At 49.3% G+C, this 19,869-nt stretch carries 18 protein-coding genes; 2 read left to right on the forward strand and 16 right to left on the reverse strand.

Annotated elements, in window-relative coordinates; all coding sequences use genetic code 11:
- Positions 1–48: 48 nt before the first annotated feature.
- Together NYE42_RS12395 and brxB are read right to left on the reverse strand one after the other, a co-directional pair.
- On the reverse strand, positions 49–816 hold the full coding sequence (locus tag NYE42_RS12395) for a transporter substrate-binding domain-containing protein (RefSeq protein ID WP_007408386.1): 768 nt from the start codon (positions 814–816) through the stop codon (positions 49–51).
- 245 nt (positions 817–1,061) lie between these two features.
- Positions 1,062–1,499, reverse strand: coding sequence for a bacilliredoxin BrxB (brxB, locus tag NYE42_RS12400; protein ID WP_064115408.1), 438 nt, complete (start codon positions 1,497–1,499; stop codon positions 1,062–1,064).
- Between the two features lie 178 nt (positions 1,500–1,677).
- Between brxB and NYE42_RS12405 the strand changes: the two genes are divergently transcribed.
- Positions 1,678–2,574 (forward strand): YegS/Rv2252/BmrU family lipid kinase, encoded by an 897-nt coding sequence (locus NYE42_RS12405; RefSeq protein WP_144664006.1) that lies wholly within the window; start codon positions 1,678–1,680, stop codon positions 2,572–2,574.
- Between the two features lie 44 nt (positions 2,575–2,618).
- On the opposite strand, the gene NYE42_RS12410 is transcribed toward NYE42_RS12405, so the two are convergent.
- From NYE42_RS12410 to NYE42_RS12445, 8 genes are all read right to left on the reverse strand, one after another.
- Positions 2,619–3,881: a dihydrolipoamide acetyltransferase family protein gene (locus NYE42_RS12410; RefSeq protein WP_144664005.1), complete on the reverse strand. Its 1,263-nt coding sequence runs from the start codon at positions 3,879–3,881 to the stop codon at positions 2,619–2,621.
- A 21-nt stretch (positions 3,882–3,902) separates the two neighbouring features.
- Positions 3,903–4,886: a 3-methyl-2-oxobutanoate dehydrogenase subunit beta gene (gene bfmBAB / locus NYE42_RS12415; RefSeq protein ID WP_003153216.1), complete on the reverse strand. Its 984-nt coding sequence runs from the start codon at positions 4,884–4,886 to the stop codon at positions 3,903–3,905.
- A gap of 12 nt (positions 4,887–4,898) precedes the next feature.
- A complete protein-coding gene (locus NYE42_RS12420; RefSeq protein ID WP_144664004.1) occupies positions 4,899–5,891 on the reverse strand; it encodes a thiamine pyrophosphate-dependent dehydrogenase E1 component subunit alpha in 993 nt (330 codons plus the stop codon).
- 22 nt (positions 5,892–5,913) lie between these two features.
- Complete coding sequence (gene lpdA / locus NYE42_RS12425) at positions 5,914–7,335, reverse strand: dihydrolipoyl dehydrogenase (RefSeq protein WP_352426497.1); 1,422 nt, start codon at positions 7,333–7,335, stop codon at positions 5,914–5,916.
- Positions 7,325–8,440, reverse strand: coding sequence for a butyrate kinase (gene buk, locus NYE42_RS12430; protein ID WP_094032254.1), 1,116 nt, complete (start codon positions 8,438–8,440; stop codon positions 7,325–7,327). Before buk ends, lpdA begins: the two co-directional genes overlap by 11 nt.
- 17 nt (positions 8,441–8,457) lie before the next feature.
- Complete coding sequence (bcd, locus tag NYE42_RS12435) at positions 8,458–9,552, reverse strand: branched-chain amino acid dehydrogenase (protein WP_003153209.1); 1,095 nt, start codon at positions 9,550–9,552, stop codon at positions 8,458–8,460.
- A gap of 13 nt (positions 9,553–9,565) precedes the next feature.
- The gene (yqiS, locus tag NYE42_RS12440; protein ID WP_094032253.1) at positions 9,566–10,459 is read right to left on the reverse strand and encodes a phosphate butyryltransferase; all 894 of its coding nucleotides are present in this window, start codon (positions 10,457–10,459) and stop codon (positions 9,566–9,568) included.
- A 122-nt stretch (positions 10,460–10,581) separates the two neighbouring features.
- Complete coding sequence (locus tag NYE42_RS12445; protein ID WP_007408379.1) at positions 10,582–12,651, reverse strand: sigma-54-dependent Fis family transcriptional regulator; 2,070 nt, start codon at positions 12,649–12,651, stop codon at positions 10,582–10,584.
- Positions 12,652–12,804: 153 nt separating this feature from the next.
- On the opposite strand from NYE42_RS12445, the gene NYE42_RS12450 reads away from it, so the two are divergent.
- Positions 12,805–13,047, forward strand: a complete 243-nt coding sequence (locus NYE42_RS12450; protein ID WP_007408378.1) for a DUF2627 domain-containing protein — start codon at positions 12,805–12,807, stop codon at positions 13,045–13,047.
- 28 nt (positions 13,048–13,075) lie between these two features.
- Here the strand turns inward: NYE42_RS12450 and prpB are convergent, their stop codons facing one another.
- From prpB to NYE42_RS12480, 6 genes are read right to left on the reverse strand one after another with little or no spacing between them, the layout of a single operon-like run.
- Positions 13,076–13,981 carry a methylisocitrate lyase gene (gene prpB, locus NYE42_RS12455; RefSeq protein WP_342496977.1) on the reverse strand — a complete coding sequence of 302 codons (906 nt, stop codon included), beginning with the start codon at positions 13,979–13,981 and terminating at the stop codon, positions 13,076–13,078.
- Between the two features lie 18 nt (positions 13,982–13,999).
- A complete protein-coding gene (locus NYE42_RS12460; RefSeq protein ID WP_162262649.1) occupies positions 14,000–15,427 on the reverse strand; it encodes a bifunctional 2-methylcitrate dehydratase/aconitate hydratase in 1,428 nt (475 codons plus the stop codon).
- A 25-nt stretch (positions 15,428–15,452) separates the two neighbouring features.
- Positions 15,453–16,550, reverse strand: a complete 1,098-nt coding sequence (mmgD, locus tag NYE42_RS12465) for a citrate synthase (protein ID WP_342496978.1) — start codon at positions 16,548–16,550, stop codon at positions 15,453–15,455.
- Positions 16,551–16,573: 23 nt separating this feature from the next.
- Positions 16,574–17,707 carry an acyl-CoA dehydrogenase gene (locus NYE42_RS12470; protein WP_144664000.1) on the reverse strand — a complete coding sequence of 378 codons (1,134 nt, stop codon included), beginning with the start codon at positions 17,705–17,707 and terminating at the stop codon, positions 16,574–16,576.
- A 29-nt stretch (positions 17,708–17,736) separates the two neighbouring features.
- On the reverse strand, positions 17,737–18,588 hold the full coding sequence (locus NYE42_RS12475) for a 3-hydroxybutyryl-CoA dehydrogenase (protein ID WP_039254529.1): 852 nt from the start codon (positions 18,586–18,588) through the stop codon (positions 17,737–17,739).
- 19 nt (positions 18,589–18,607) lie between these two features.
- Positions 18,608–19,789: an acetyl-CoA C-acetyltransferase gene (locus NYE42_RS12480; RefSeq protein WP_032866408.1), complete on the reverse strand. Its 1,182-nt coding sequence runs from the start codon at positions 19,787–19,789 to the stop codon at positions 18,608–18,610.
- Positions 19,790–19,869: the final 80 nt, after the last annotated feature.

The raw sequence follows: 19,869 nt of genomic DNA on the forward strand, positions 1-19,869 counted from the left end.
TTTGTCTTTATTCAAGATAAAAAGCTCAACGAAAAGTTGAGCTTTCTTTTATTTCTCGTTGGTGAACCATTTTTTCTTCAGTTTTTCGATTTCTCCGTTTTTCTCCATTTCTTTCAGCGCTTTGTTGAACTTCGCTGTCAGATCACTGTCTTTGCGGAACGCAATCGCGGAGCCCGATTCGTCTGATTTCGCATCTGCTGACGCAAAGCCCTGCAGATCTTGATTTGAACTGAAATAGCCTTGTGCTACGATGTCTTCGATAATCGCGGCATCAAAACGCCCGGATTTGATCTCTTCGGTTAAGTCTGAGATCCGGTTGCGGTCTTCGAGCTGAAAACCGTATTTCGAAGCGAGCTTCTTGCCTTTTTCCTCTTGAATGGAGCCGAGCTGAACACCGACGGTTTTGCCTTTCAGATCATTCAGGGATTTCATGCTGCTTCCCTTTTTCGTAACGATCATATTGTTAGCAGTATAATAAATATCAGAAAAATCAACTTGCTTTTTCCGTTCCGGCGTAGGTGTCATTCCAGATAAAATCATATCTACCTGCTTGGACTTCAAGGCTGTAATCAGGCTGTTGAAGTCCATGTCCTGCACCTCAACGTCATAGCCGGTCTTTTTGCCTAGAGCTTTTGCCAGATCAACGTCAAACCCGGTGATCTGATCGCCGTCTTTATATTCAAATGGTTTATAGTCAGCCGATGTACCCATAATCAGCTTGTTCTTTCCGCCCTCTGAGCCTGAATTGCCTGATCCGCAGGCGGACAGCGCAAAGGTGATACATGCGGCAGCTAATACCAACAGCCATTTCTTCATGATTCATTTCCCCCATATCTACTGATCTCTTAAATTTGAATATTTATTCGTTAACTTGTATTTTAAACACTTTTTAATTGTGATGCAATACTATTTTCGAAAAATATATTTTCCTTTCTGTGTTTATTATAGTCATTGTTTTTCAGATTAGTGACAGCTGAACGCCGATGTATATATATTTATATTTATACAGATTCCATATAAAAAAACCCCGCAAGCGCTTGGCTCCGGGGTTTTTCTTTCACTTATACTTCTTCACAATATTCTTCAAATGCTTCCTGCAGTTTTGTGACGACGGCCATCGGCTCATGGCCTTCAATTTCATGGCGTTCCACCATTTTCATGATTTTCCCGTCTTTTAAAATGGCAAATGACGGAGAGGACGGCGGATAGCCTTCAAAGTATTCTCTCGCTTTGGCTGTCGCTTCTTTATCCTGTCCGGCAAATACCGTCACAAGCTGATCCGGGCGTTTATCGTAATGTACGGAATGGTACGCGGCAGGCCGTGCAATACCGCCTGCGCATCCGCACACAGAGTTGACCATGACGAGTGTCGTTCCTTTTTTCGAAAGCGCATCGTCCACTTCCTCAGGGGTTTTCAGCTCTGTATACCCGGCGGCCGTGATTTCCTGGCGGGCTTGACGCACGACATCATTCATAAATAAATTAAAATCCATATTCAACTGGGACATCTCCTTTTTGATCATCTCTTCTTATGATAGCAAGGAACCTCCCTATCGGCAAATGACACCGCTCATATCCAATTGTTTTTTGTCCCTTTTATGTTCCCGATGTAAGTTTATGACCCTTTAAAAACGGGAAACTTGTTAAGGAGATTGTCTGAAATAAAGGAGCAGTCATATGAGCCAACGGAAAGCAGTTTTAATTTATAACGGAAACGCCGGTCAAAAACAGATTGATAAAACGCTCGGCACGGTCGTCCCCATTTTGGCCCAGTCAGCTGATGAACTTTTGATTAAACCGACCAAACATCAGGATGATGCCCGTCAGTATTGTGAAAATCTCGACAGTTCAGTTGACCATTTATATATTTTAGGCGGAGACGGCACTGTGCATCAATGCATCAACAGCATCAGCAAGCTTGATCACAGACCCGCTGTCGGCATTTTGCCGGGAGGAACGTGCAACGATTTCTCACGGGCGCTCGGCATCCCGCAAAACCTTCAAAAGGCCGCTGAAGCGCTCGCGGCCGGACATAAACGGATGATTGACGTCTGTAAAACGGATGACGGCTATTTTCTGAACTTCTGGGGCATCGGACTGATCACCGAAGCATCAAGCCATATTAATGAAACTGAAAAAGCATGGCTTGGTAAAATCAGCTACTTCACGAGCGCCTTGCGGACGATGACAAGCGCGAACCCGTTTCCTGTCAAATTGACGATTGACGGCGAGGTGAAAGAAGACGAAGCCGTAATGGTGCTTGTCATGAACGGGCATTATATCGGGACAAACAGAGTTCCCCTGCCTGATGCCAGCCTCCAGGACGGCTTAGCCGATGTGTTAATCTGCCGCAACACAAGCCTTGCTGCGCTGCGGGAGCTGATGACGATGGAGCAGGGTTCGTTTGATGATTTCGAAGGGGAGCTGTCCTATATTCAGGCCTCCAGAATTGAAATCGAAACCGGACGTGAGATGGACGCGGATACAGATGGTGAGGTATACGGAACAACACCTTGTACGATCGAAGTGAAAAAACATCATCTCACTATGATTGTTCCCGAGGATTCACAATGAAAATAAAAAAGCTCCTTTTGCCGCCCAGGCAAAAGGAGCTTTTTTTAATAGACGGAAGTATGTTCATCAATGTTTTCTAAGATCTCTTTGACGCGTCCGAGGAATCGGCCGCACACTAGCCCGTCGAGCACTCTGTGATCTAAAGACAGGCAAAGATTAACCATATCACGAACGGCGATCATCCCGTTATTCATGACAACCGGACGTTTGACGATAGATTCTACCTGAAGAATCGCCGCCTGCGGATGGTTGATAATGCCCATAGATTGAACTGAGCCGAAAGATCCCGTGTTATTGACGGTAAATGTGCCGCCCTGCATATCTTCCGCGGTAAGTTTTCCGTTTCTCACTTTTTTCGCAAGGTCTGTTATTTCTCTGGCTATGCCTTTAATCGTTTTTTCATCAGCATGCTTAATAACCGGAACAAACAGCGAATCTTCCGTGGCAACGGCAATGGAGATGTTGATGTCTTTCTTTTGGACGATTTTGTCTCCCGCCCACATGCTGTTCATCTGCGGGAACTCTTTGAGAGCCTGCGCCGCCGCTTTTACAAAGAAAGCGAAAAACGTTAAATTGAAGCCTTCTTTTTGTTTAAATGAGTCTTTAATGCTGTTTCTGTACGCCGTCATGTTCGTGACGTCGACTTCCATCATCGTCCAGGCATGCGGAATTTCTGTTTTGCTTTTATGCATATTGGCGGCGATGGCTTTTCTGACGCCTGTAACCGGAATTTCAATATCACCGGCTGACAGAGCGGGTGCCGGTGCTTGTTTTTGCTGTTGTTTCGGCGCTTGTTGCGTTGTTTGAACGGCAGCCGGCGCCGGTGCTTCCGACTTCTGCTTCATTCCCGAATCAATGATCTTTTGAATATCTTTTCGCGTAATTCTTCCGCCTGCACCCGTTCCTTCAACTTTTTCAAGCTGAATGCCGTGTTCTCCCGCTAATCTGAGCACGGCCGGCGAATAACGCGCTTTATTTGACTGATCTTTACCTTGACGGTTTGCATCAGTGTCTGAAGGGCTATTCTGCTCTTCTTCCCGCTTCGGCGCCTCTTCCGTTTCCGTTTCTTCTGTTTCAATTTTGCAGATGATCTCGCCGACTGCAAGAGTCTGGCCTTCTTCTCCTACAAGTTCTGTAATCGTACCGGTAAAAGAAGACGGCACCTCCGCGTTCACTTTATCCGTCATGACCTCCGCGATGGGGTCATATTTATTCACTTGATCACCGGGGGATACCAGCCACTTGCTGATCGTCCCTTCCGTCACGCTCTCTCCGAGCTGAGGCATAGCCATTTGTTCAATCGCCATGTCAAAAACCTCCTTACGTCTTTAAAACTCCGCTAATTCTCTCATCGCGGCTTCTGCTTTGTCAGGATTCATCATGAAGTATTTTTCCATTGTCGGCGCATAAGGCATTGCCGGAACGTCAGGACCTGCAAGCCGCTTGATCGGCGCGTCTAAATCAAATAAGCAGTTTTCAGAAATAATGGCGGCGACCTCGCTCATAATACCGCCTTCTTTCGTATCTTCTGTGATCAGCAATACTTTTCCCGTTTTAGACGCGGCTTCAATGATGGCTTCTTTATCTAACGGATAAACCGTACGCAAGTCTAATACGTGTGCGGAAATTCCATCTTTTTCAAGGCGCTCGGCAGCCTGCAGAGCAAAATGGACGCATAATCCGTACGTAATAACAGTAATGTCGCTGCCTTCGCGTTTTACATCCGCCTTTCCGATCGGAAGGACGTAATCATCCGCAGGGACTTCGCCTTTAATCAGACGGTACGCTCTCTTATGTTCGAAAAACAGCACCGGATCTTCGTCACGGACTGCAGCTTTCAACAGCCCTTTTGCGTCATAAGGAGTTGAAGGCATGACAATTTTAAGGCCCGGCTGGTTGGCAAAAATGGCCTCCACAGATTGGGAATGATACAACGCGCCGTGCACACCGCCGCCGTAAGGCGCTCTGATGACCATCGGACAGCTCCAATCATTGTTTGAACGGTAGCGTATTTTTGCCGCTTCTGAAATGATTTGGTTGACCGCAGGCAGAATGAAATCGGCAAACTGCATCTCGGCAATCGGGCGCATGCCGTACATCGCGGCGCCGATGCCGACACCGGCAATCGCTGATTCAGCAAGCGGCGTATCCATCACCCGCTCTTCTCCGAACTGTTCATAGAGACCCGCCGTGGCTTTAAACACGCCGCCTTTTCTCCCGACGTCTTCCCCGAGAACAAACACGCGCGGATCTCTTTCCATTTCTTCTTTCATTGCTGCATTAATACTGTCAATATAAGACATTACAGACATAAGTATTCCTCCCTACTTCGCATAAACGTGATCAAGCGTTGATTCAGGAGATGCGTATGGCGCTTTCTCCGCTTCGTCTGTCGCTTCGTTTACGATAGCCATGATGTCATCCAGCATGGTCTTTTCTTCTTCTTCACCTAGAAGCCCGGCTTCTTGCAAGTATGCTTTGTATAAAAGAAGCGGATCTTGTTTCTTTGCTTCTTCTACTTCTTCGCGTTCTCTGTAGCTGCTGTCGTCGTCATCACTGGAATGCGGCGTCAAACGGTAGGAAACCGTTTCTATTAATGTAGGGCCGTCGCCTTTAGACGCCCGTTCGCGCGCTTCTTTTACGGCCCGGTAAACTTCCAGCAGGTCGTTTCCGTCAACAGTGACTCCCGGCATGCCGTAGCCTGCCGCCCGGTCGGATATTTTCTCGCACGCCACCTGTCTGTCATACGGGACAGAAATGGCATACTTATTGTTTTCACACATGAAAATGACCGGCAGTTTATACACGGCGGCAAAGTTTGCCCCTTCGTGAAAATCCCCCTGGTTGGAAGATCCTTCTCCAAAGGTAACGAAAGAGACGATATCCTTTTTATCCATGCGTCCCGCAAGCGCGATTCCGACTGCGTGAGGCACCTGCGTCGTAACAGGGGATGAGCCCGTTACGATTCTGTTTTCCTTTTGCCCGAAGTGGCCCGGCATCTGCCTTCCGCCTGAGTTCGGGTCAGCTGCTTTCGCAAAACCCGACATCATCAAATCCTTTGCAGTCATACCGAATGCAAGCACAACCCCTATATCTCTGTAGTACGGAAGCACATAGTCGGTATCACGGTTTAAGGCATAGGCCGCGCCTACTTGCGCCGCTTCCTGTCCTTGACATGAAACAACGAACGGAATTTTGCCCGAGCGGTTTAAGAGCCACATTCTTTCGTCGATTTTTCTGGCTAACAGCATGGTTCTATACATTTCAACGGCTTCTTCGTCAGAGAGCCCTAATGCTTGATGGCGGTTTGTAGTCATTCAAACCCCTCCTTCTTTCCTTTTAAAAATGAATCGCGTTTCCGTCTGCGGCTAACGCAGCTTCTCCAATCGCTTCTGACAGCGACGGATGCGGATGTATGGACTGGCCGATTTCCCAAGGCGTCGCGTCGAGCACCTTGGCAAGCCCCGCTTCAGAGATCATATCGGTGACGTGCGGACCGATCATATGAACACCGAGAATATCATCTGTATTCCGATCAGCGACGATTTTGACAAAGCCGTCGCTTTCTCCGTATACAAGAGCCTTTCCGATCGCCATGAACGGAAACTTCCCGATCTTCAGTTCATGCCCTTTTCGAAGAGCTTCCTCTTCTGTCAGACCGACGCTCGCCGCTTCCGGATTTGAATAAATACATTTCGGCACAAGAGCGGCATCAAGCGGAGCCGGATTAAGACCCGCCATATGCTCAACGGCAATGATGCCCTCACGGGAGGCCACATGCGCAAGCTGCAGCCCGCCGACAACATCACCGATCGCATAAATGTGCGATTCCTTCGTCTGCCCGGCTTCGTTCACGATGATAGAACCGTTTTCCGCTTCAATATCCGTGTTTTCAAGTCCGATCCCTTCAATGTTCGGCTGGCGGCCGATGGAAACAAGCATTTGTTCCGCGTGATACGTTTCTTTTTTTCCATTCATTTCAGCGGCAATTGAAACGCCGTCCGCTTTTTCCAATGTATCCGGAAGCACTTTCGCACCCGTCACGATCTTAATTCCTTTTTTCGTTAACAGTTTTTCCATCTCGCTTGAAATATCACGGTCTTCCGTCGGCAAAATGCGATCCGCATATTCAATCACAGTGATATTGACGCCGAAATCGTTCAGCATGGATGCCCATTCAATTCCGATGACACCGCCGCCGACGATCATCATGGATTGGGGCAGACGTTCAAGCTCTAACGCTTCATCTGATGTCAGAATATATGTACCGTCTGCTTCTAAACCCGGCAGCATTTTCGGCCTTGAACCGGTTGCGATAATCAATTGTTTCGGTATCAGCATGTCGTTTTCTTCACCATTTGCGTATTCGACGGAAACCGTACCGGGAAGAGGTGAGAAGATGGAAGGGCCGAGCATACGTCCGTACCCGTTGAATACATCAATCTTCCCCTTTTTCATCAAGTGGGCGACACCGCCGGCCAGCCGGTCAACGATTCCCTGCTTTCGTTTTTGCACGCTGTCAAAGCGGAGGGAGACACCTTCCGTTTCAATGCCGAATGCTGCCGCTTCCTTTGCGGTTCGGTACACTTCCGCGCTTCTTAACAGCGCTTTACTCGGGATACATCCTTTATGCAGGCATGTTCCGCCGAGCTTTTCTTTTTCTACAACGGCCGTTTTTAAGCCGAGCTGGGCCGCTCTGATGGCGGCTACATAACCGCCCGTGCCGCCGCCCAGAATGACCACATCATACTCAGTCGCCATTTGTTTTCACTCCTTCGCCGATCTGATATTGCTTTGACTGCTCCTCACCGGCTAAAACCCGAAGCGCGCCTTGCGCGAGAGATTGCAGTTCATTTTCTCCCGGGTACACCAGTACATCCGAAATCCAATCTATGTACGATCTGATGGCGGATACGAAACTTTTCCCGTACGCCAATCCGCCCGTCAGGACGATAATGTCTACTTTTCCTTTTAAAACGGCGCTTGCCGCCCCGATTTCTTTTGCTACTTGATAAGCCATGGCGTCATAAATGAGACGCGCATGCTCATCTCCGGCCTGAATGCGTTTTTCCACCTTCACCGCGTCCGTTGTCCCCAGGTAGCCGGAGAGTCCGCCCGTGCCGACAAGTTTTTTCATCATATCGGCTTTTGAATACTTGCCGGAAAAACACATTTCTACCAAATCACCCGCCGGAACAGTTCCCGCGCGCTCCGGGCTGAAGGGTCCTTCTCCGTGAAGCCCGTTGTTGACATCCGTCACCCGTCCGCAATCATGGACACCGACTGTGGTGCCGCCGCCCATATGAGTGACGATCATCTTCATCTGTTCATACCGTTTGCCCAGGGACGCCGCCGCCTGACGGGCAACAGCTTTTTGGTTCAAAGCATGGAAAATGCTTTTCCGCTTGATCTCAGGCATTCCTGATACTTTAGCGAGCGGAGTCATCTCATCCACCACGACCGGATCGACGATATACGCGGGGATATTTAATCCGTCAGCTATTTCCCTGGCAATAATTCCGCCCAGATTAGAAGCATGCTGGCCGTTGTAGCCGTTTTTCAAATCAGTGATCATGGCGTCATTCACTTCATATGTGCCGCCCTCAATCGGTCTGAGCAGGCCGCCCCTGGCACAAACGGCATCGAACTTTGAAATGTTGATGCCCTGTTCGTGCAAAGACTCAAGAATGCTTATTTTTCGAAATTCGTATTGGTCGATGATGCTGTTAAATGTTTTCAGCTCTTCTTCGGGATGCCGCAGCGTCTTTTCAAAGATACAGCGTTCATTGTGAAAGACACCGATTTTCGTTGATGTTGAGCCTGGATTCAGAATGAGAATGCGTTTTTCCTTTTCGAACATTTTCATACCTCCAGATCAAATTCCTATCGTCTGCTTAATATACTTTGGCCGTTTTGCAGAAACTGGCTTCTTGAACGGCGCATGCGCTCAATTCGTTCCTCAGCCAGACGGTCGGCCGCTAAGTATGTCGGAATGCCGTCACGCGCGGAAATATCGAGCACCCGCTCAATGTTTGCATAGATGCCTTCAACTTTTTTCAAAGCCCGCTCAGCATTGTAGCCGTAAAGCTCATCGGCCACATTGATGACGCCGCCTGCATTGATGACATAATCCGGAGCGTACACGATTCCCATTTCATGAATGGTATCGCCGTGACGTGTTTCTTTCAGCTGGTTATTGGCCGCTCCCGCAATGACTTTCGCCTTCAGCTGTTTAATCGTGTCATCGTTAATGACGGCGCCGAGAGCACATGGGGCATAAATATCGCACGCCTGTGAGTAAATGTCGCCGGGATCAACTGCGCGGGCGCCGAAATCCTCAACGGCACGTTTAACAGATTCTTTATTGATATCCGTTACGATTAAAGAAGCGCCTTCTTCGTGAAGGTGGCGGCATAGATTGTAAGCCACATTTCCCACGCCTTGCACGGCAATTGTTTTACCTTCCAGTGAATCAGTGCCAAACGCCGCTTTCGCTGCGGCTTTCATCCCTTTGTAGACGCCGTACGCCGTAACGGGAGACGGATTTCCTGATGAACCGAATGCCGGAGAAATTCCGGTTACATAGTCTGTTTCATCATGAATGATGTCCATATCTTCAACGGTCGTGCCGACGTCTTCCGCCGTAATATACCTTCCGTTTAAGCCTTGGATGTACCGGCCGAACGCGCGGAACATTTCTTCATTTTTATCTTTGCGCGGGTCTCCGATAATAACGGTTTTCCCGCCGCCTAAGTTTAAACCGGCAGCCGCATTTTTATAAGTCATGCCTTTTGCAAGTCTTAGTGCATCTTCAATCGCCGCTTCTTCACTGTCATATGTCCACATTCTTGTTCCGCCGAGTGCGGGGCCGAGCGTCGTATCATGAATCGCGATGATCGCTTTTAATCCGGATTGTTCATCTTGGCAAAATACCAATTGTTCGTAATCATAAGTCTCCATATATTTAAAAATTTCCATTGGTTCGTTCCTCCTACTGTTCTTGTGATGCGCAAATCGCAAGCGCAATTGAATACAGTTTATTTTCTGCGGTATCCGCTCTGCTCGTTAATGCGATCGGCGCTTTTGCACCGGCGATGACGGCAGCAACACTTGCTTTCGCAAAATAAATCATTGACTTATAAAGCATATTTCCGGCCTCGATTGAAGGAACCAAGAGAATATCCGCCTGGCCCGCTACGCTTCCGGAAATTCCTTTTTGCAGCGTAGCCGCTTGGGATACGGCATTATCCAAAGCAAGCGGTCCGTCCGCAATGCAGCCGGTAATCTGTCCTCTATTGCACATCTGGACGATCGCAGCCGCGTTCAGCGTTGCCTCCATTTTCGGATTAACCGTTTCAATAGCGGCAAGGACTGCGGCTTTCGGCATAGGATTCCCTACTGAATGTGCGACATGAACCGCATTTTGCAGAATATGCCCGAGCTCTTCAAGAGACGGGGCAATGTTCAGCGCTGAATCAGTCACATACATCAGCCGGTCATAGTCCGGCACCTCAAAAACAGCTACATGTGATAACACCCTTTTTGAACGAAGCCCTTCATGGCGGTTTAAAACCGATTTCAGAAGAGTAGAGCTCGGGAGATTCCCTTTCATTAAAACGTCCGCCTCTTGTTCACGCACTGCGCGCACTGCTTTTGCCGCAGATTCTTCGGGTGAATCGGCGTGGATGATTTCAGCATTGAACTTCGGCTCATTTGCCAGAAGCTCTTTCAGCTTTCCGCTGTCACCCGTCAGTAAAAATCGTGCCGACAAGTGTTCTGCCGCCATTTTGACGGCCTGGATCACTTCTTTATCTGCTGCGTGGGCCACTGCAATGGTTTTTGCGTTTTTTGCCGCGGCTTTTTCAACTAGGTCTCTCAGCTTCATTTTTTACCACCTTCCTTGTGCGAATCCGCTTTTAACAATGCAAGTTCCGTGCCAAATATGCGGGAGGGTTTATTCCGGCTTTCTTCAAGAAAACATGCAGCTGTTTGCGCTTTCTCTGCAATTTATTGCATGCCGTCATTTGCAAGGCCGTACTTATCCATTTTGTAGTACAGATTCCGAATACTGACACCAAGCGCTTTTGCCGTTTTGGTTCGGTTGAATTTATGCTTTTCAAGCGTTTTTTGAATGACGTGCGCTTCAAATTTTTCAACAGCCTGAGACAGCTTTTCCCCTTCCACATCCGGAAAATCACTTTGGGTGCCGTTTTTTTCATTCAGCTCTGATTCAAAAACAGGCAGGTGCTGCTGTTCGATCCGTTCCATGTGCGGCTCTAAAAATATCATTGCCCGTCCGAGAACATTTTCAAGCTCCCGGACGTTTCCCGGCCAGCTGTAGGCTGATAAAGCTCGCAGCGCGTTCGGCGTGAGCCCCTTTACATTGCGGCCGTAATCCTGATTGATTTTTTCAATGAGCCGAATGCTCAGCGCTTCAATATCTTCTTTGCGCTGCCGAAGCGGCGGGATTGAGATCGGATAGCGGTTAATCCGGTAATACAGGTCTTCACGGAACGCGCCTTCCGCCATGGCCTTTTCGATGTTGACGTTTGTCGCTGCGATAATTCTGACATTGACAGAAATCGCTTTAGCGCCGCCGACTCTGATAATTTCTTTTTCCTGCAGAACTCTGAGCAGCTTTGCCTGGGTGCTTTGGGTCAGCTCTCCGATTTCATCTAAGAAAATGCTGCCGTTATTCGCTTCCTCAAAAAGTCCTTTTTTGCCCCCGCGCCTCGCGCCCGTAAACGCGCCTTCCTCATAGCCGAAAAGCTCGGATTCTAGCAGTGATTCAGACAGGGCCGCACAATTGACCCGAATGAACTTATTGTATTTTCGGTCGCTTTCATTATGGATGGCGTGGGCGAAAAGTTCTTTTCCTGTGCCGGATTCTCCCCGCAGCAGAATCGTCGCCGGCGTTTTCGCCCCGAGCTTCGCCTGTTCAAGGGCGACCAGCATTTGTTCACTCGTGCCGATAATGTCGTCAAACGTGTATTTCGCTTCAAGCGTGCGGATGATCTGGCGCGCCCGATTCAGCTCAGCAGTCAGCGTTTTAATTTCTGACACGTCGTGGATGACGCCGACGCTGCCTTTTAAAATACCGTCCACAATAACGGGGGCAACATTTACGATAACATCCTTTTTATTGGGGCCGACCTTCATTCTCACACCCCGCACGGGCCGCCTTGTCCCCAATACTTTCAGGTGCATGCTCTCCCCTTCTGAGATATCGGTGGAAGCGGGTTTTCCGATGACTTCGCTTTCTGACAGCCCGGTCATTTTTGTATACGCTTTGTTGATTAACATTCCGATGCCGTTTTCATCAACGACAGAAATGGCCTCGTCTGACGATTGTATAATCGCTTCAAGCATGGTGCGGATTTGTTTTAAGTTCGTGACCTCTTCCGCCAGTTCAACTGCGTCGGTGATGTCTTTAAACACGCATAACGCGCCGAGAAGTTTTCCGCCTTCATCAATGATCGGCAGTCTTGTCGTGACAATCTGCAGGTGCTTTCCGAGAAGCTGCTTCTGGTTATATTCCGGCTCTCTCGTTTCCAGAATTCGCGGCAGCTTTGTGTTCGGCACTACATCTTTAATTTGGCGGCCAATGACATCCTCCCGTTTTTGGCCGACCATTTTTTCTGCCATCTGATTAAATAAAATGATCGTTTCGTTGACGTCTATAAAAATCATGCCGTCGTGCGTTGAATTAAAAATCCGGTCATGCTTATACGTCTGCGACTTCAGCATTTGGATAAGCTGCTGTTTTTCCTCCATCAGCTGAAACACCATGTACGCCAATTTTCCCGGCATGACGATGGTTTGTTCTTTTTTCTCATGGAGCAGCTCATCCATGACCGCTTTATCGCCTGTTGTATGGATGATAATATCTATATCTTCAGTTATGTAGGGTTTCCAATCTGATGAGGTTGCAATTCCATATCTCCGGGCTTCTTGCAGCCCTTGCGCCTCCGGATCTTGATCAACCACCGCAATAATCCGGATCAGCTTTGTTTTCATCAAAATCTGTAGGAGCGCCGTGCCTCCTTTACCAGCACCTATAATCAGCACCTTCTGCATCCCGATACCCCTTTATATGAAAAAATTTGCACACCTGTATTTCCCGTTGCAATAATTTGCACAACCCCTATGTTACCACGTTTTGATCTCTTGACAAAATATTTTTTCGATTGGACAATAAAGGAAAACAAATCGTAAAGGGGTTTTCTGAATATGAGCCGGCTTGTTGCGCTTTTGATTCTGGTCCTCCCCGGCGCTGTCGCGGCGCTCGGCATTAAGCTGATGAGAGATGCATTATTCGGGCATGCGTTTTCCCCGTTTCCGTCCCTTTTTCTTCAGGGGGCGGCCGGATTGGCGTTTTTTTTGTTCGGCCTTTATGTTCTGGCCGGGTTTATTCTGTACAGAGATCGAAAACGCAATCAAGTCAGCCCGCGGTTCAGGAAAAAAAAGCTGTAAAAAAAGCCCTTGCAAAAAAAGGGCTTTTTCAGTCGTCCGGCAGTATCGTTTTGGCAATGGATTGATCCAGTTCTTCATAGTCATCGTAAGCGATCGTTTCATATAGTTCTTTTCTCGTCTGCATATCCGAAAGCCCCTCTTTTTGCGAGCCTTCTTCTTTCAGAAGGCGGAAAATGCGCTCAAAAGCCTTGGCCGCCGTTCTGAGTGACGTGACCGGGTAAATGACTATCTGACAGCCCATATCGGAAAATTCATCAGCACTGTAATACGGCGTTTTTCCGAATTCAGTCATGTTTGCGAGAATCGGCACACTGATTTGTTTGGAAAACGCTCTGAATTCACTTTCGGATTGGAGCGCTTCCGGAAAAACAGCGTCAGCACCCGCTTTTATATAAGCGGACGCCCTTTTTAATGCCCCCTCCAATCCTTCCTGCTGTCTGGCGTCTGTTCTCGCAACAACAAGAAGAGTCGGCGCGGCCCGCTTGACCGCTTGGATTTTTTGCGCCATTTCTTCAATCGGCACGAGCTGCTTCCCATTCAGATGTCCGCATTTTTTCGGCAGGCGCTGATCCTCCATCTGGACGGCGGCCGCGCGCGCTTCATACATTTCTTTCGCCGTCCGGGCGGCATTCAGCACTCCTCCGAAACCCGTGTCAATATCGACAAGGACGGGCAGATCAGACGAGCGGACCAAATCTTTAACCCGTTCAGCCATTTCCGCCGACGTGATGATCCCTAAATCGGGCAGCCCTCTGCTCGCCGTGTAAGCCGCACCTGATAAATAAAGAGCCGAAAACCCCGTTTTCTTGGCGATAAGAGCGGCCATCGCATCGTGAGCGCCGGGGATCTGCAATAGATCCGGCGCTGCCATCAGCGTACGGAACCGCTCTGCAAGCTCCTCTTGAGACGACTGCTTGCTGACGATCCACGTCATGTTTGTCACCCTCCTATTTTATACGAGAAATAAGTCCATAAATTCACTGACGCTGAGCTTCTGCATTCGGCCGCTGTGTTCGCAGGCCTCTTCGATTTTACGCTGCTGCTTCAATGAAAAATGAGTGCTGATGTTTGCTGAAAACTTGGCAAGAATCTTCGGAACGGCTTCTTTTCTGCGGAACCGGTGCCCGAGCGGGTATTCACATTCAATCCGTCCCGTAGCCGTGCCGTCTGTAAAATGCACCTGTACGGCATTTGATATGGATCGCTTATTCGGGTCTAAGTAATCTTTTGAGTACGCTTTGTGTTCCGTCACCTCCATTTTACTCCGCAATGTATCAATTCGCGGGTCAGACGCCGTTTCCTCTTCATAATGATCCGCCGTGATATCTCCGAAAAGCAGCCCGATTGCCGTAATGTACTGGAGGCAGTGATCCCGGTCAGCCGGATTGTGAAGCGGCCCTTTTTTATCGATAATCCGGATTGCCGACTCATGGGTCATAATCGTGATCCTATCAATGTCTTCGATGCGGTCTTTCACCTCCGGATGAAGCCGGACCGCGCATTCCGCCGCTGTCTGGGCGTGAAATTCAGCCGGGTAGGATACTTTAAACAAAACATTCTCCATCACATAGGACCCAAGCGGGCGGGCAAGCTTTATTTCCTGCCGGTTAAATAATACGTCTTGAAATCCCCACCCAGATGCGGTCAGAGCCGTCGGGTACCCCATTTCACCTTTGTGTGCCATAAGGGCCAAATATACCCCTCTGCTCGTCGCGTCGCCGGCCGCCCATGATTTGCGTGATCCGGTATTCGGCGCATGACGGTACGTTCTGAGGCTTGAATTATCAATCCAGGCATGAGATACGGCGTTATTGATTTCCTCTTTTGAGCCGCCCAGCATTTGCGCGCAAACAGCCGCAGTCGCCACTTTCACAAACAGCACATGGTCAAGCCCCACTCTGTTTAAGCTGTTTTCCAAAGCGAGAATTCCTTGAATTTCGTGCGCTTTGATCATTGCGCAAAGCACATCGCGCACGGTAAGCGGTTCTTTCCCTTCTGAAATCCGCACTCTGGATATATAATCCGCACAAGCCAATATGCCTCCGAGATTGTCAGACGGATGACCCCATTCCGCCGCAAGCCACGTATCATTATAATCGAGCCACCTGTTGATACAGCCGATATTAAAAGCAGCCGTGACCGGGTCTAAAACAAAAGGCGTGCCCGGGACTCTGCTGCCGTTGGGGACGGAGGTTCCCGGGACAATCGGGCCGAGCAGCTTTGTACATTCGGGATAACTGAGCGCCAAAATCCCGCAGCCTATCGTATCAAGAAGCACATGTCCTGCCGTAGTAAAAGCTTCTGAACTGTCAATCTCCTGATGGAGCACGTAGTCAGAAATCTCTTCGATTACAGCGTCCATTCGGCGGGGTTCTGTCATGTTTTCATCTTCCTTTCTCATCTGTTTACAGGCGCGCTCCGGTATAGCGGACACGCGGGCGGAAAAGCCGGTTTCGGCTGTGCTGTTCAATGACGTGGGCACACAATCCGACCGTCCGTGCACTGAAGAATATAGGCGTGTACAGCGATATTGGGATGCCGAGCATGTAATAGACCGGCGCTGCGTAGTAATCTAAATTCGGATAAAGGCCTTTTTTCTCCCGCATGACGGTTTCGCCGGCTTCACACATATGATAAAGACGGAAATCACCTGAAAGATCAGACAGCTTTTTTAACGCTTCTTTCATCATGAGCGCCCTCGGGTCCATTTTTTTCATGTAGACACGGTGGCCGAAGCCCATGATTTTTTCTTTGTTTGCGAGTTTTTGAGTTAATAATTGTATAAACCCGTCTGTATCCTTCGCTTCCTCAAGCATGTACATAACCGCTTCGTTCGCTCCGCCGTGAAGATTTCCCTTAAGCGAGGCGACGGCTCCGGTCAGCGCACCGTAAATATCCGATTGCGTCGAAGCGATGACACGGGCCGTAAACGTTGAGTTCGGCAATTCATGCTCACTGTATAAAAGAAGCGACCGGTCGAAGATTTCTTCTTCCAAAGATGACGGTGTTTTTCCGGTAATCATATATAAAAAGTTTGCGCTGTATGATAAGGTTCCGACCGGCGCCAAAGGCTCCAGCCCGTTGATGACTCGATAGCTGTTGACCGTCAGATTCGGCATTTTGCCTATCAGTCCGCGTACGCGGTGCTGATTTACGGAAGATGAACGGTCATCGATGTCCTTGTCAAAGCCTCCAAGCGCGGACAAACCCGTCCTCAGTCCGTCCATCGGGTGAGTATGTTCAGGCAGCAGACGGCATATGTGCAAGATTTCCTCGGGAAGGTGCCCGCTGCGCCGAACGTCTTCTTCAAGCGCCGCCTTCTCTTTCGCATCAGGAAGTCTGTCTTCCAATAAGAGATGAACAATGTCCATATAGCCGGCCGTTTTAGAAAGCTCAATCAGATCGTGGCCTTTGATTAAAATACTGCCCTGCTGTGTATCCAGGAAAGAAATCCCCGTTTCCACCGCAATGACGCCATCTAAACCGGGAGAATAAGATTCCATGGTTTCGCTCCTTTGCCCACTTTTTATTGAAGAAGATACTTAGAAATAATCAGCCTTTGAATCTCATTGGTTCCTTCATAGATTTGCGTGACTTTCGCATCCCGAAATAAACGCTCCGCGGGATACTCTTTCATATAGCCGTAGCCGCCGTGAATCTGCACAGCCTCCACCGCCGCTTTCATCGCCGCATCGGACGCGAATTGCTTCGCCATAGATGCTTCTTTTCCGCACGGAAGCCCTCGCTGATACAGATCAGCAGCATGATAGACCAATAATTTGGCAGCTTCCGCATTCGTCGCCATGTCAGATAATTTAAATGAAACGGCCTGATTCGAAGCGATGGGTCTGCCGAACTGGCTGCGGGTTTTGGCGTACTCCACCGAGCAGCCGAGCGCCGCTTCGATAATCCCGAGCGCCTGAGCCGCTATGCCGATCCGTCCGACGTCAAGGTTTTTCATGGCGATTGAAAAGCCTTCACCCTCTTCGCCGAGCCGGTTTTCAACCGGAATTTCCGCTTGGTCAAACTGCAATTCGACAGTATTGGAACCTAACAGTCCGAGCTTTTTTTCTTTTTTTCCGACAGAAAAACCGGGTGTGTTTTTTTCAACGATAAACGCTGAAATTCCCTTTCTCCCTTTACCCGGATCGGTTATGGCGAATGTCAGATACAGATCTGCCGCTCCGCCGTTTGTAATAAAGATTTTTGAACCGTTCAGAATATATGAACCGCCTTTTCGCACGGCTGTTGTTTTCAGGCTGCCCGCATCAGATCCGGATTGAGGTTCAGTAAGCGCAAAAGCCCCAATATATTCGCCCGCTGCCAGCTTCGGAATATACGTTTGTTTTTGGACTTCTGTCCCAAAATGCAAAATCGGGATTGTCCCTACCGATGTGTGGACGGACAAAATGACGCCGACGGCCGCGCTGACTTTTGATATTTCATGAATCGCTAAAATGTAAGATGTTGTATCAGCACCCGCCCCGCCGTAAGCTTCCGGGACGGGAATGCCCATCAATCCCGCTTCGCCCATTTTTTTAATCAGCCGCTCCGGAAATTCATCTGTTGATTCCATGAGCTCAACCACCGGCGCGATTTCCTTGCGGGCAAAATCACGCACCATTTTTCTCATCATGATGTGCTCTTCTGTAAAATGCATGGCTGCCGTCTCCCCTCATGATCTTTACGTCATCTGCCGTACTCATAAAAACCGCGCCCGCTTTTTTTGCCGAGCCAGCCGGCGCTGACATATTTTCTGAGCAGAGGGCATGGGCGGTATTTCGAATCTCCGAGCCCCGCATAGAGAACCTCCATAATGGAAAGGCACGTATCCAGCCCGATGAAGTCAGCTAATGTTAAAGGCCCCATCGGATGCCGCATGCCGAGCTTCATCACCTCATCAATCGCTTCCTTTGAAGCTGCTCCTTCGTAAAGGCAATAAACGGCTTCGTTAATCATCGGCATTAATATGCGATTAGATATAAAGCCCGGGAAGTCATTGACTTCGACAGGGGTTTTATTCATCCGGACAGCAAGCTTCTTTACTGTTTCCGCCGTTTCTTCCGATGTGGCGAGTCCTCTGATGACTTCGACAAGCTCCATGACAGGAACCGGATTCATAAAATGCATGCCGATTACTTTTTCAGGCCTTTTTGTGGCCGCGGCAAGCTCCGTAATGGGAAGAGAAGACGTATTGCTTGCCAATACGGCATGAGGGGGACAGATTTTATCTAGTGTGTCAAACAATTCTGCTTTTGCTTTTTTGTTTTCGGCAATGGCTTCAATTACAAAATCAGCATCTCCCGCTTCTGTGAGCTCTGCCGGGGAAATACGGCTGAAAACGGCATCTGTCTCCTGCTGTGTCTTCCGTCCTTTTGCCTGCTCTTTCTCCAGGTTTGTCTTTATGCGGTGAAGACCTTTTGTTACCGTTTCCGGCTCCCAATCGTATAACTTGACGGCAAACCCGGCTTCTGCAGCCGTCTGCGCGATGCCTGCTCCCATCTGACCGGCACCTGCGACCATGATTGTTTTCATCTTCATCCGGCGCTCCCTCCTTTAATCAGTACACCTCAAGCAAAACGGCATCTCCTTGAGCCGCTCCGCTGCATATAGCAGCTATGCCTAAACCTCCTCCGCGACGCTTTAATTCGTATATTAAACTCATGATGATTCTCGCTCCGCTTGCGCCGATCGGGTGGCCGAACGCAATCGCCCCTCCGTTTACATTCACTTTTTCCCGGCTGAACCCGGCTATTTTTTCACTCACGAGCACGACGGACGCAAATGCTTCATTTACTTCAAACAAATCAATATCGTCAACGGACAGTCCGGTTTTTGTCAAGAGCCGGCTGATGGCCTCTCCCGGCGCGCTTGCCAGCTCGCACGCTTCCAATCCGACTGACGCAAAGCCAAGTATCGCTGCGAGCGGCCTGACATGCTGCTTCGCGGCTTTTTCCTCTGACATCAGCACAAATGCTCCGGCCCCGTCATTTACACCGGGAGCGTTTCCGGCTGTAACCGTTCCGTCGGCTGTAAAAATTGGCTTGAGCGCTGCAAGCTGCTCAAGGCTCGTATCAGGGCGCAGCCCCTCATCCGCTTCAACGGTATGCTGTTTGCCCTTTTTGCCGGTCCAGGTGACGGGGACAATTTCTTCACGCAATTTGCCCGCCTCGGCCGCCTCAGCCGCGCGTTTCTGACTCAAAAGAGCGTAATGATCCTGTTCATCCCGGGAAATGCCGTACTTTTTGGCCGCAGTGCTTCCGTGGACAGCCATATGCACCTGGTCGAACGCACAGGTCAGCCCGTCATGAACCATTAAATCCTGAAACACCCCGTCCCCCATCCTCACACCCCAGCGGCCGGCCGGAATGGCGTACGGAATGTTGCTCATGCTTTCCATTCCGCCTGCAATCAGCACGTCCGCATCTTTCGCCCGGATCATTTGATCACAGATGGTAACGGCCCTGAGCCCCGATGCACAGACCTTATTAATGGTTTCAGCCGGAACGGACCACGGAAGCCCGGCATACCTTGCAGCCTGCCGTGCCGGAATCTGCCCGGCACCCGCCTGGACGACCATTCCCATCACCGCTCCTTCCGCTTCGCTTTCACTGATAGCGGCGCGCTTGATTGCTTCTTTTATGGCAATGCCGCCAAGCTCGGCTGCCTTTACCTCTTTTAATGCGCCGCCAAATTTTCCGAACGGCGTTCTTGCCGCACTGACGATAACCGTTTTTCCCACAATTTTGCCTCACTTTCAATAAGATAAAAGATAACGCTTACACAAAACGCCCTGTTACAATATATGAACCGGCTGACCGA

The organism is Bacillus sp. FSL K6-2865 (assembly GCF_040311405.1).
Lineage (GTDB): Bacteria > Bacillota > Bacilli > Bacillales > Bacillaceae > Bacillus > Bacillus velezensis.